Origin of the sequence: Lachnoclostridium sp. An14 (assembly GCF_002160755.1) — a bacterium.
Lineage (GTDB): Bacteria > Bacillota > Clostridia > Lachnospirales > Lachnospiraceae > Lachnoclostridium_A.
In genome coordinates, this window is the sequence record NZ_NFLE01000001.1 from 75,290 (window position 1) to 88,473 (window position 13,184).

Annotated in this window: 11 protein-coding genes; 10 read left to right on the forward strand and 1 reads right to left on the reverse strand. The window is 59.5% G+C overall.

The window, feature by feature from the left end:
• Window positions 1-124 precede the first annotated feature (124 nt).
• Entirely contained in the window at window positions 125-898 is a 774-nt protein-coding gene (locus tag B5E84_RS00335; protein WP_087217625.1) for a hypothetical protein, read from the reverse strand.
• A 321-nt stretch (window positions 899-1,219) separates the two neighbouring features.
• Between B5E84_RS00335 and B5E84_RS00340 the strand changes: the two genes are divergently transcribed.
• The 10 genes from B5E84_RS00340 (at window position 1,220) to B5E84_RS00385 (ending at window position 13,096) form a co-directional block, all read left to right on the forward strand.
• Window positions 1,220-2,305 carry a penicillin-binding transpeptidase domain-containing protein gene (locus B5E84_RS00340; RefSeq protein WP_242963191.1) on the forward strand — a complete coding sequence of 362 codons (1,086 nt, stop codon included), beginning with the start codon at window positions 1,220-1,222 and terminating at the stop codon, window positions 2,303-2,305.
• Window positions 2,306-2,377: 72 nt separating this feature from the next.
• On the forward strand, window positions 2,378-2,782 hold the full coding sequence (locus B5E84_RS00345; protein WP_087217628.1) for a hypothetical protein: 405 nt from the start codon (window positions 2,378-2,380) through the stop codon (window positions 2,780-2,782).
• 81 nt (window positions 2,783-2,863) lie between these two features.
• A complete protein-coding gene (locus tag B5E84_RS00350) occupies window positions 2,864-4,264 on the forward strand; it encodes a L,D-transpeptidase family protein (protein ID WP_242963193.1) in 1,401 nt (466 codons plus the stop codon).
• 39 nt (window positions 4,265-4,303) lie between these two features.
• Complete coding sequence (locus B5E84_RS00355; protein ID WP_087217630.1) at window positions 4,304-5,548, forward strand: BaiN/RdsA family NAD(P)/FAD-dependent oxidoreductase; 1,245 nt, start codon at window positions 4,304-4,306, stop codon at window positions 5,546-5,548.
• Between the two features lie 227 nt (window positions 5,549-5,775).
• Window positions 5,776-7,419: an NAD(P)/FAD-dependent oxidoreductase gene (locus tag B5E84_RS00360; RefSeq protein ID WP_087217631.1), complete on the forward strand. Its 1,644-nt coding sequence runs from the start codon at window positions 5,776-5,778 to the stop codon at window positions 7,417-7,419.
• Window positions 7,416-8,267 carry a glutamate 5-kinase gene (proB, locus tag B5E84_RS00365; protein ID WP_087217633.1) on the forward strand — a complete coding sequence of 284 codons (852 nt, stop codon included), beginning with the start codon at window positions 7,416-7,418 and terminating at the stop codon, window positions 8,265-8,267. The genes B5E84_RS00360 and proB overlap by 4 nt, the downstream gene beginning before the upstream one ends.
• 320 nt (window positions 8,268-8,587) lie before the next feature.
• Complete coding sequence (locus B5E84_RS00370; RefSeq protein ID WP_087217635.1) at window positions 8,588-8,809, forward strand: DUF896 domain-containing protein; 222 nt, start codon at window positions 8,588-8,590, stop codon at window positions 8,807-8,809.
• A 4-nt stretch (window positions 8,810-8,813) separates the two neighbouring features.
• Complete coding sequence (locus B5E84_RS00375; protein ID WP_087217637.1) at window positions 8,814-9,386, forward strand: 5-formyltetrahydrofolate cyclo-ligase; 573 nt, start codon at window positions 8,814-8,816, stop codon at window positions 9,384-9,386.
• 1 nt (window position 9,387) lies between these two features.
• Complete coding sequence (locus B5E84_RS00380) at window positions 9,388-10,632, forward strand: glutamate-5-semialdehyde dehydrogenase (protein ID WP_087217639.1); 1,245 nt, start codon at window positions 9,388-9,390, stop codon at window positions 10,630-10,632.
• Window positions 10,633-11,449: 817 nt separating this feature from the next.
• Complete coding sequence (locus tag B5E84_RS00385) at window positions 11,450-13,096, forward strand: ABC transporter substrate-binding protein (protein WP_087217641.1); 1,647 nt, start codon at window positions 11,450-11,452, stop codon at window positions 13,094-13,096.
• The last annotated feature ends 88 nt before the right edge of the window (window positions 13,097-13,184 follow it).

The following is a 13,184-nucleotide window of genomic DNA, read 5'->3' on the forward strand; positions in this document are numbered from 1 at the left end:
ACACTCGCGCCGGAGCGCGGCTGCGTAAACAGCCATTTTCCTTTGCGCAAATAAAAAAACAGTGCCGTTCAGGCCGCCGCTAATGCTGCAGGGGCCGGACGGCACTGTTTTTTTAAGAGGGAACCTAAAAAAAGCGATTCCAATCATTGGTCACCACCGCACGTTTCAGCTCCTGTTTTAGATCCTGGGAAGGATGGGCAAATCCGCTGAGGAGGAGGGCGGCGTGACAGTCAGAGGCAGAGGCGGCCTTCCAGGCGGAGCCGTTCTTTTTGGGCACCTCAATCTCCCGGACCGTCGTTTTCCGGGCCGTTTTATACCGGGGAAATACCACGTAGGCGGTCATCCCTTTACGGACGGTGCCCTGAACGATACCTGCCGCCACCAGGCCCGGCTCCTCCCGCAGCTCAAACACTTCCTCAATGGAAAAAAGAAAGGGCTCCTGGACTTCCTGCCGGCACAGGGATGTCAGCGGTTCCCCAATATCGAAGGAACCTGCCGTCTCCGGGGCAGGGACATCCCCTTTCGAATGCCAGGTGAAAAAAGATTCCGCTCCCAGCTCCTCCTCCCATTCCGGGTAACCGGCCCGCAGCCCCCGGCAGAACTGCCGCCGGATCCGGTCCGCCGCCGCGTATTTGACCGCTGCCAGAATCAGGATCACCATCCCGGCGGCGGCGCCCACCGACCACAGCAGCAGGGGGGAGTGGAAGGGCAGGGAGAGGAGGAAGGTGAGGAAGATGGCGCCGGCGGTGATCCGGCAGGCGTGGCGAAAGCCTCGCTGCAGTTCCCGGTGCCGGTTCACGGCGGCCCGGTGGAGTTTTAACAGCTCCGTCCGGGTATAGGCGCGGGCCCGGAGGTTTTTTACTGTTTCATCTGGAAGGCTGGGAAGGGAAAGGTTCATGGGGATGCTCCTGAAATTGAAAAATTGGTTTTCTGGTTTTCTGCTCTCATTATACCATGTGCACTAAATTCGTAAAAACCTCATTAAGTGCACAGGCATATATTCTCACTAGGCTCGTGAAAAACCTCGCCAAGTGTTCACATTATACCATCTCGACTACGTCTCGATGGAGTTTCTCGTCAAATAGGGATTCATGCAAGCATGATCCATATTTTCCTCGTTATTATACCATGTGCACTAAATTCGTAAAAGACCTCGGATTCCCCTTTTCGCCGTCAAAACCGGGCCGGTAGCCGGTTGCCAAATCGGGAAAGCTGTGTTATGTTGTCAGCAGTACACGCCCCGCCGGAGGCATTGGTATCCGCAAATATTGATATAGGAAAGGAAACGAACATGAACCACATTCAAAAAACTGCCGCCATTTTTCTGATCGCTGCCGCTCTCCTGGCAAACGGCTGTGCCGGAGCAGAGAACCAGATTTCCGGCCTGGAAACGTCCGATTCTTCCCCGGAGCCGTCTATTGCTCCAGGGGAGCCGTCCGATTCCAAGGAGGAGGCAGTTTCTCAGAGCTCCCCGGAAAATGGAGAGCTAAATCCAGAGGAGAGCGAGACCAAAGACAGCTCCCAGGCGTCCCCACCTGCCCTCAAGGAGACGGACTGGTCCGCCCTCTTTGGGGCATTTCACGGCGCCGCCGTCCTTTACGATGAAAAGGAAAACAGCGTCCTCGTCTACCAGCCGGAGCTGGCCCGGACCAGGCGGTCCCCCTGTTCCACCTTCAAGATCATTTCCTCCCTGTCGGCCCTGGAAAACGGGATCCTGACGCCGGAGCATTCCGCCCGCGCCTGGAGCGGGGAGGTGTTCTGGAATGAGGACTGGAACCGGGATCTGGACTTTGAGACGGCCTTTCGCACCTCCTGCGTCTGGTATTTCCGGGAGCTGATCGACGAGATCGGGGCGGAGCGGATGGGGGACACCCTGGAGCGGCTCCAATACGGAAACCAGGACATTTCCGACTGGGAGGGCCGGTTAAACACCAACAATCAAAACCGGGCCCTCACCGGTTTCTGGATCGAATCCTCCCTGAAAATTTCCCCCATGGAACAGGTCGAGGTGCTGCGGCGGATCTTCGGAGGGGATTCGGAGTACCCGGAAAGGGTCACAGAGCCCTTAAAACAGGCCATGAAACTCACCGGTCTGTCAGAAACAGAGGCGGCCGTCTACGGAAAAACCGGCATGGGAAAAGACCGGGGCGTGACCGTGGACGCCTGGTTTACTGGTTTTGCGGACACGGAAGACCGAAGGTTATACTTCTGCGTGTACCTGGGAGAGTCGGAGGGCCTCCAGGTGACCAGCCAGGAGGCCAAAGCCATCGCCCTTCAGATTCTTTCCCAGTACGGCGGCGCCTGATGGGAACCGGCGGACGGCCTGCATAAATTCTCCCCATCTGGAAATACTCTCCTCCAAAGGAGGAACGATTCCATGAAAAAATATCTGTACATCCTGATTCTGTTTCTGGGCGTCAGCGCCGTGTGCCTGGCGGTGGGATACGGGATCACCCGGTGGAGCGTGAAAGAGGAGAAGGCCATTCCCAATACGGTGCTGGCGACAGAGACCGTATCCGAGCCGTTTCTGGCGGAGACGGAGACCGGGGAGACAGAGGCCGGGACGGCGGAAGCGGCCAACCACGACCTGGAAAACCGCTATTATCTGGTGGTGGAGGACGGGTTTTTGCTGGTCTTTCCCAGGGATGGGGACCGGGTCTGTATGTACACCCACGTACCCGTCACCGATTTCCCGGAGGAGGAGCAGGAGCGGCTGCGGGCGGGCATCTGGTTTTCCTCCATGCTGGACATTTTCAACTATCTGGAGTCCTACACCAGCTAGATTCGCTCTTGATTAATCATTCCGTTTCGTCTATACTGGTTCCGTATAGCCTGCAAGAGGCGGGCGGAAAGGAATGAGAGATTGAGAAAAATTGTTGGAAAAGGAATGTTGACGGCAGCGCTGTGCGCCCTTCTTGTGACAGGAGGCGTGACGGCGGCCTATGCGCAGGATGACACGGGGACCTTTGTCTCCGGTACGAAGATAAACCATGTGGGAGTGGCGGCCATGACGCCGGCAGAAGCGGAGGAACGGATCGAGTCCTTCTATAACGGCTCCTACACCCTGACCATCCACGGGAGAGACGGGGCGGAAACCTCCCTTTCCGGGCCGGAGATCGGATACCGGGTGGAGGTTGCCGGCGGCCTGGAGGAGATTTTGCAGGGGCAGAACGAAGGGGGGCGGGTGAGCGGTCCCTCCGTGGACAACCGCTACCAGGTGCCCATGACCGCCGTCTACGACGAGGCGGCCTTAAAGGAACGGCTGGCGGCCCTGCCCCTTGTGACCGGGGCCAGCCCCACGGCGGACGCTTCCATCGCTCCCTGGGATGAGGAAACAGGCTTTGTGATCCTCCCGGAAACCCAGGGAAATGAGCTGGACGGAGAACGTCTGGAACAGGCAGTGAAACAGGCCCTGGCGGACGGCGCCTCCTCCCTGGATCTGGAGAGCGCCGGCTGTTACATAGAGATTCAGGTGCGGGCAGATGACCCGGCCTTAAACGCGAAAAAAGACGCCATGAACCGCAGTGCCTCCATGAGCCTCACCTACACCTTCGGAGAACGGCAGGAAGTCCTGGAGGGGGCAGTCATCGCCTCCTGGCTGAAACCGGGGACGGGGGCGGAGATGGAGGTGGACCGGGAGGCAGCCGCCGCCTTTGTAAAAACCCTGGCAGAAACCTACGACACCGCCGGAACGGCCCGCGTCTTCCACACCACCAGAGGAACGGACGTGACCTTGACAGGGCCTTACGGATGGACCATCGACCAGGCGGCGGAGACCGACAGCCTGATCGCCGCCATCCGGGCCGGGGAGAGCGGGAGCCGGGAGCCGGTTTACACCTCCCAGGCGGCCTCCCACGACGGAAACGATTACGGAACCACCTATGTGGAAGTGGACATCGCCGGCCAGCACGTCTATTTTTACAAGGACGGCGAACTGGTGTGGGACGCGCCCTGCGTCACCGGAAACCTGGCAAAGAATTACGGAACCCCCGACGGCATTTACGGCCTCTACTACAAGCAGAAGGACAAGGTGCTGCGGGGGGCCAAGCAGGCAGACGGCTCTTATGAGTACGAAAGCCCGGTGGATTACTGGATGCCCTTTAACGGCGGCATCGGCCTCCACGACGCCAACTGGAGGAGCAAGTTCGGCGGGACCATATACGAGACAAACGGTTCCCACGGCTGCGTAAACCTTCCCCCGAGCCAGGTCAAAGAGCTTTACGACTACTTATATAAAAATGTGCCTGTGATCTGTCACAGCTAAAGGCGTTCCCGGCACAAATCAGGCACAGATGGAGGACACATGAAAAAAATCGTGATCGTGGGCGGCGGGGCCTCCGGACTGGCGGCCGCCATCACTGCCGCCAGAAAGGGTTGCCAGGTGACCGTGCTGGAACACAAGGAGCGGCCCGGAAAAAAAATCCTGGCCACGGGAAACGGCCGCTGCAACTTAACCAACCTGCGTCTGGACCCGGACACCGGCTACCGCGGCGGCACTCCCGGCTTTGCGACCTCCGTGCTGTCTAAGGTGACCGTGGAGGAGACCCTGGCCTTTTTTGAGGATATGGGCCTGCCGGTGCGGGACCGGGACGGCTACGTCTATCCCCGCTCCGCCCAGGCGGCCGCGGTGGCGGACACCTTAATCCTGGAGGCGGAACATCTGGGGGCGCGGCTGCTCTGCGGCGTCCACGTCCGCCAGGTGGAACAACGAAAAAACGGCGCCTTTCTGGTGCGGGCCGCCTCCCCGGAGGGGGATATAAACATCCCGGCGGACTGCGTAATTCTGGCTACCGGCAGCAAGGCGGCTCCCGCCACCGGCTCCGATGGCAGCGGCTACGGGCTGGCAGAGGCGTTGGGCCATACCATCATTCCCCCGTTGCCGGCCCTGGTGCAGGTAATCTGCCGTGGAAAGGTGTTCCGGCAGCTGGCGGGGATCCGGGCAGAAGGGGAGGTGCGCCTATATCTGGACGGAACCTTAGCCGCCAGGGACCGGGGCGAATTGCAGCTTACAGACTATGGAATCTCCGGGATCCCGGTATTTCAGGTGAGCCGGTACGCCTCCGTAGGCCTGGCAGAGGGACGAAAGGTGGAGGCAGAGCTGGATTTTTGGCCCGACCGGGAGGAGAGTCAGGTACTCTCTTTCTTAAGAGAGCGGAGAGACCGGCTGCCCTACCGGACGGGAGAGGAGTTCCTCACCGGCATCTTTGCCAAAAAGCTGGGCTGCGTCCTGCTTTCTTCCTCCGGCATCTCCCTCACAGACCCAGCGGGACAGATCCCCGACCGGAAACTGGAGCGCCTGGCGGGCCAGATCAAGGCATTTCCCGCCCAGATCACCGGCACAAAGTCCTTTGACAGCGCCCAGATCTGCTGCGGAGGCGTTTCCGTGGATCAGGTGGATCCTGCCACCATGGAGTCCAGGCTGGTTCCCGGCCTCTACCTGACAGGAGAGCTTTTGGACATCGACGGCATCTGCGGCGGCTACAATCTGCAGTGGGCCTGGTCCACCGGCATTCTGGCAGGCCGAAGCGCGGCCGGACGGAATCACTGATAAAACGGACATGACCGCTAACGCGGTCATCCCGAATCATGAAAGCCAGATGGCTCCACGCCTACGGCGTTCCCGCCATCTGCCGACGGTATTCGAAATCCGGGCTATCGCCCTACTTTCTCATACCGTCTTGCCCGTCTGATGCCGATATATCTGTGCGTGCGAGCACGCCCATCTATATCGTCGCCATCCGGGGCTTTCACAGTAAAAAGCATACGGAGACAGACATGATCAGAATCAACCAGTTAAAGCTTCCTGTGACCCACAGCCAGGAAGATTTGGAGAAAAAAATAGAAAAGACCCTGCGGCTGCCAAAGGAAAGAATTAAGAGCTGGCGGCTGGTTCGCCAGTCCGTGGACGCGCGGAAAAAAGAGGAGCTACGGTATATTTACGCTGTGGACGTGGAGACGGAAAAGGAGAGCCAGGTGGTAAGACGGGCCAAGGACCAAAACGTCCAGCTCTCCACTGAGAGGCCCTACCGGTTCCCGAAACCGGGGACAGAGCCGCTTTCCTGCCGCCCGGTGATCGTGGGAGAAGGGCCTGCGGGCCTGTTCTGCGGCCTGATGTTGGCCAGGGCCGGCTACCGTCCCCTCCTATTAGAGCGGGGAGAGGCGGTGGAGGAGCGGACGAAACGGGTGGAGGCCTTCTGGGCCGGCGGCCCCCTAGACCCCAATTCCAACGTGCAGTTTGGAGAGGGCGGGGCCGGGACATTTTCCGACGGAAAGCTCAATACCCTGGTAAAGGACCGGACGGGGAGAAACCGGCTGGTGCTGGAGACCCTGGCTGCGTTCGGGGCGGATCCTGCCATCACCTACCAGGCCAAGCCCCACATCGGCACCGACGTCTTAAGCGGCGTGGTACGGGCCATCCGGGAGGAGATCCTGCGCCTGGGAGGAGAGGTGCGCTTTTCCAGCCAGGTGACGGATCTAGAGCTGAAAGACGGGGCTGTCGCCGCCGTGATCCTAAAGAGCGGGGAGCAGATCCCCGCCCAGGCGGTGGTGCTGGCGGTGGGCCACAGCGCCAGGGACACCTTCCAGTCCCTTCTTGCCCGCGGCATCCCCATGGAGCCGAAACCCTTCGCCGTAGGGCTACGCATCCAGCATCCCCAGGCCCTCATCGACCTTTCCCAGTACGGGCCGGAGGGGGCAAAGCACCTGGGTGCCGCCAGCTATAAGCTCACCCATCAGGCCTCCGGCGGCCGGGGTGTCTACTCCTTCTGTATGTGCCCCGGCGGCTACGTGGTAAACGCCTCCTCCGAGGAGGGCCGCCTGGCGGTAAACGGCATGAGCAACCACGACCGGGGCGGAAAAAATGCCAACAGCGCCCTGATCGTCACTGTCACCCCGGAGGATTTCGGCGGGGACGGCCCCCTGGCGGGGGTGGAGTTCCAGCGCCGCCTGGAAGAACGGGCCTATGAGGCGGGAAAGGGGGCCATCCCCATCCAGCTCTATGAGGACTTTAAAGAACACCGCCCCAGCAAAGCCCTGGGGGAGGTGACGCCGGAGATGAAGGGGGGCTGGGCCTTTGCCGACTTAAGGACCGTCCTTCCGGAGGTTCTTTCCCAGGCCCTCATTGAGGGAGTAGAGGCCTTCGGCGGCAAGATCCGCGGCTTTGACCGACCGGACGCCATTCTGGCGGGAGTGGAGAGCCGCACCTCCTCCCCGGTGCGGATTCCCAGGGACGAGAACCTGGAGAGCGCCGTCCGGGGGCTCTTTCCCTGCGGGGAGGGAGCGGGCTACGCCGGTGGAATCACTTCCGCGGCCATGGACGGCGTCCGGGTGGCGGAGGAGCTGGTCCGGCGCTACGCCCCGCCGCCCACGGAACGCCATGACAGCAGGAATTACACAAAGGAGGAGCCCACACAGCCATGAACAGCGTAAGACGGGAACATTTACAGAATAAAAAAAGGATCGTGATCAAGATCGGTTCTTCCTCCCTGACCCATCCGGAGACGGGAGATTTAAACCTGATGAAAATAGAAAAGCTGATCCGGGTGATCAGCGATTTAAAGGGCCAGGGCAAGGAGGTGGTGTTAGTCTCCTCCGGAGCCATCGCCGCCGGCCGCCAGGCCCTGGGAAACCGGAAACGGCCGGAGACCGTCTCAGAAAAGCAGGCTTACGCCGCCGTAGGCCAGGCCAGGCTGATGATGGTGTACCAGAAACTGTTTTCCGAGTACAACCAGACGGCCGCCCAGGTGCTTTTGACGAAAAATACCATCATCGTGGAGGATTCCCGGTACAACGCCCAGAATACCTTCGACGAACTGTTGAAACTGGGGGCCATTCCCATTGTCAATGAAAACGACACCGTTTCCACCCACGAGATTCAGTTCGGCGACAACGACCGGCTCTCCGCCATCGTCGCGGCCCTCATCGGGGCGGATCTTCTGATCCTGCTCTCCGACATCGACGGCCTTTACACCGACGATCCCAAAACCCATCCGGAAGCCCGTTTCATCAGCACGGTGGACGAGATCACCCCGGAGCTTTTGGGGATGGGAAAGGACACCACCGGAAGCGACGTGGGCACCGGCGGGATGTCTGCCAAACTGGCGGCCGCCCGCATCGCCACCGACTCCGGCTCCGACATGGTGATCGCCAACGGGGACCGGGTGGAGGTGGTGGAGGAAATCCTGGAGGGAGAGGAGCGGGGAACCCTGTTTTTCGCCCATGAAAACCTGGATTTTGACTTAATCCATTACATAACCAACGAATATTGACGATACCAGGGTCAAACGGCCGGAAATCCGATGCAAGCTTGCTTGCAAGAGGATTTTTGACCTTGGGACCCGCCAAAAACATGAATAAGCAGCCATTTTTCGCAGAAAAATGAGCGGATTATGAATGTTTTTAAGGATTGCGGAAACACGCAGTGCGAAACAATCCGGGATCAAAGGGGGTAAAATACCTTTTGCCCCCAACATCATACTGATAATACCATAACAAATCATGAAAGCCCGTCTGATGCCGATATATCTGTGCGTGCGAGCACGCCTATCTATATCGTCGCCATCCGGGGCTTTCAAAGTAAGGAGCGAATATGAGACAGGAAGACATTGACCGGATCAACGCACTGTACCACAAATCCCAGTCCGTGGGACTGACGGAGGAGGAGAAAGAGGAGCAGGCCCGCCTGCGGAAGGAATACGTGGCCGCCATCCGCGCCAGCCTGCGGGGCAGCTTAAACAACATTTCCATCCAGGAAAAGGACGGCACCATCACCGACCTGGGGAAGAAATTCGGCGGCGTAAAGGACGTGTAAGCCCATGGAAAAAGAACGGGCCAGAGCCCTGGCGCGGGAGGGGAGACGCCGCCTGACGGAGGAGGAAGGGCGGGAAAAGAGCCGCCTGGCCGTCCGCCGCCTCCTTCCCCTTTTAGAGGGAGAACAGACGGTGTTTTGCTACGCCAGCCTGCCGCGGGAGACGGGGACGGAGGAGCTTTTAGCAGCCCTCTGGGCCAGAGGCGTCCAGGTGGGCCTGCCGCGGGTGCAGGGGCAGGAGATGGCATTTTACCAGGTAACTTCCCTTGAAGATCTGGAGCCGGGAGCCATGGGCATCCGAGAGCCCCGTTCCCATTGCCGGGAGCTTTCCTGTCCCACGGCGCCGGTGATCACCCCCGGCCTGGCCTTTGACCGGACGGGAGGGCGTGCCGGCTACGGCGGCGGCTACTACGACCGCTTTTTTGCCAGGGAAGGGAATCACCCGGCCATTGGGCTGTGCTTTGCATTTCAGGTGATGGGAGAGGAGATCGCCCTCTCTCCCCATGACCGCCCGGTGGACCGGATCGTCACAGAGGAACGGGTTTATGACTGCGCGAAGGCGCGGAGAAAAGAGGGATAGGATGAATCTGAAAGAAATCGGAGCAAAGGCGAAGGAGGTGTCCCGCCTTCTTGGGAAACTGGGACAGCAGCAGAAAAACGACGCCCTGGAGGCGGCCGCCAGCGCCCTGTTAAACCGGGAGGCGGCCATCCTGGCGGCCAATGAAACAGACGTGGAGAAAGCGGTGGAGAAGGGCATGAGCCCCGGTCTGGTGGACCGGCTCCGCCTGACCCCGGCGCGGGTGGCGGACATGGCCGCCGGCCTGCGGGACGTGGCCGCTTTGGACGATCCCATCGGAGAGGTGGAGTCCATGAAAAAACGGCCCAACGGCCTGCTCATCGGCAAAAAGCGGGTTCCCTTAGGAGTGGTGGGCATCATTTACGAGGCCCGGCCCAACGTGACGGCGGACGCCTTCGGCCTCTGCTTTAAATCGGGAAACGCCGTGATTTTAAAAGGAGGCAGCGACGCCCTCTGTTCCAACGTGGCCATTGTGGAGGCCATCCAGGAGGGGCTTTCCGCCTGCGGCCTGCCTGGAGAGGCCATTCAGCTGATCACAGACACCAGCCGGGAGACCACGAAGGAGCTGATGCGGCTCAACGGCTACCTGGACGTGCTGATCCCCAGAGGGGGAGCGGGGCTGATCCGCTCCGTGGTGGAAAACAGCACCGTCCCGGTGATCGAGACCGGCACGGGAAACTGCCACGTCTACGTGGACGCCACCGCCGATCTTTCCATGGCCGCGGACATCATCTACAACGCCAAGACCCAGCGCATCAGCGTCTGCAACGCCTGTGAGTCCCTGCTGATCCACCGGTCTGTGGCCGGGGAGTTCCTTCCCCTCTTAAAGGCCCGCCTGGAGGAAAAGGCGGTGGAGCTGCGGGGAGACGAGGACAGCCGCCGCATTCTTCCCGACATGGTTCCCGCCACGGAGGAGGACTGGGGAACGGAGTATCTGGACTACATCCTCTCGGTGAAACAGGTGGACAGCGTAAACGAGGCCATCGCCCACATCAACCGCTACGGCACCGGCCATTCCGAGGCCATCGTCACCAAAGATTATGAAAACGCCCAGCGGTTTTTAGACGAGGTGGACGCGGCGGCGGTGTACGTAAACGCCTCCACCCGGTTCACCGACGGTTCCCAGTTCGGGTTCGGGGCGGAGATCGGCATCAGCACCCAGAAACTCCACGCCAGAGGCCCCATGGGCCTGCGGGAGCTGACCACCACCAAATACATCATCTACGGAAACGGGCAGGTACGCCCGTAAGGCTTTTGTCAGCCGGAAACGGCCCTTTGGGAGGGAGATCGCCTTCTCCCCAAAGGGCCGTTTTTGTATCAACAGGAAACTGCGTTCCCCATGACACAAAAGCCTCCGGCGAAATGCACATTCCACGCAGAGGAAGATGGCTGCCGGCGCAGCTGCGCTCCGGCGCGAGTGTGCGCTGCGGCGTATACTTTTTTGCCCCGGGAACATCACTGCCGGTGCAGCCTGGCCGCGGCGGAACTGCCTGGAGCGGGCACGCCAGTCCGTACAATCTCATTCTCCGTCTCCAAGTCATCTGTACGCATACAGCGTACATTCCGCCAGCTCGTCTTAAATGGCCATCCCCCGGTTTCCCTGTGCCGCAAGAGCCATTTCCCTTTTTCCGCGCCGGACCCAGGCGGAGAGAGCTGGAAGGGTTCCGATTTTTCTCCGCATTTTCAAGCCATTTCCAGGAACGCATAAAAACACAAAAAATATGCTGCCCCGCTTTTTCCCATCCTCTTTTAGATCGCCAGTCCTCCGGTTTCCCCGAGAGAATGTGCGCTATACGCGGACATCCGCCCGATCCTGATACATTTCCCCTCCCAGCGCATAGTTTGTATGCAATATGCGCACAGATGCCCGTTTACCAAATACGATAAAATATGGGGAGCAGGCGCCAAATTGTTGTATATTTATACAAAAATGAACAAATTTGCAAGAAACAGTTGTAATTTGCCTGCGTTCGGGCTATAATCGGTTTCAACATTGCGGTTTTGGCACATTAAAGTAGTAGCAGAATGTTGCCGGCCGGATGGAAAAAGGAAAAGGAGGAGCTATTATGAAAAAGAAGTTAGTCAGTGCACTGCTTTGCACCGCCATGACCGCGGCTGTACTTTCCGGATGCGGCGGCAAGAGCGAGCCGGCTACGGACGCGGCTCAGACGTCCGCAGACGCGGCAGGAGCAGAGACCACGGAGGCTGCCACCGCGGCAGCGGCGGAGAACCTGACGGAGTTTGCCCAGGTTCCGGAGGACGTGGACAGAGAGCAGACCCTTACCTTCGCCCAGGGCGCGGATCCCAGAGGTCTGGACCCGGCGCTGGTGGATGACGGCGAGTCTTCCAAGCCGATTGTACAGATGTACGAGGGCCTGACCCAGTTCGGCGATTCCAATACGGAGGTAGAGCCCTGCCTGGCAGAGAGCTGGGAGATCAGCGATGATGGCCTGACCTACACCTTCAAGCTGAAACAGGGCGTGAAGTTCCACGACGGCACCGATTTCAACGCTGAGGCCGTAAAGTACAACATCGACCGCCAGACCATCAATAAGACGGAAGATATGCTCTACGCCGATTTCGTATACGGCGACGTGGCAGAGTGCAACGTCATCGACGACTACACCGTGGAGATCAAGCTGACCAAGGCCAGCACCCCGTTCTTAAACAACCTGGCCATGTCCCTGGGCGCGCCCATGGTAAGCCCCACTGCCTGTGAGGCTGCCGGAAACAACTTAAACGAGGCCCCCTGCGGAACCGGCCCCTATAAGTTTGTGAGATGGGATAAGAATGAGGCTGTGGTTTTAGAGAGATTCGATGATTACTGGGGCGACAAGGGCGTTTCCAAAGAAATCGTATTCCGCACCATCACCGACAACTCCGCCCGTGTGGTAGCCCTTACCAACGGCGAGGTGGACATCATCGACGGCATCGACGCCAACGTGGTGGATCAGATCACCGCTGCCGGCTGCCTGTTAAACAAGACCGAGGGAATGAACATCAACTACCTGGCCTACAACACGGAGCGCATCACCGATCCGGAAGTGAGAAAAGCCCTTTCTCAGGCTGTGAATGTTCCGGAGCTGGTACAGAGCTTATACAGAGGCTACGCCTCCCAGGCAACCTCCATCCTGCCGTCCTTCATGCCGGGCTACAGCGCGGACGTGACCCAGACGGAGTACAATCCGGAGGAGGCTCAGAAGGTTCTGGCGGACAAGGGCGTAACCGAGTTACATATGCTGGCTTACACCAACCCCAGACCCTACAACACCGCTACGGGCCAGACCCTGGCGGAGGCTCTGCAGGGCTACTGGTCCAAGGTGGGCATCACCTGCACCATCGACGCCTATGACTGGACCACCTACAAGGAGAAGATCGGCACCGGCGACTACGACGTCTGCCTCTACGGCTGGATCGGCGACAACGGCGACCCGGACAACTTCTTAAACCTGCTGGATTCCGAGGACATCGAGATCAACCTGGCTCAGTACCACGACGAGGAGTACTCCCAGATGCTGGCTGCAGCCGCCTCCCTTCCCAACGGGGATGAGAGAAACGCTGCCTACGGGGAGATGGAGCAGAAGATTGCCGACGAGAACGTATGGCTGCCGATTTCCCACCAGGAGAACCTGGCTGCTTACGTGTCCAACGTGCAGAACTTCATCTATCATCCCACTGGCAACACCTACTTAAGCCAGACCTACAAAAACTAAAGCCGGAGGACGGACCGGCCTTTGGGTAAGGGCAGAGCGATCTGCCCTTACTGATGTCTGGGGAAACCTGGAAAAAGGCGGTTCGGCC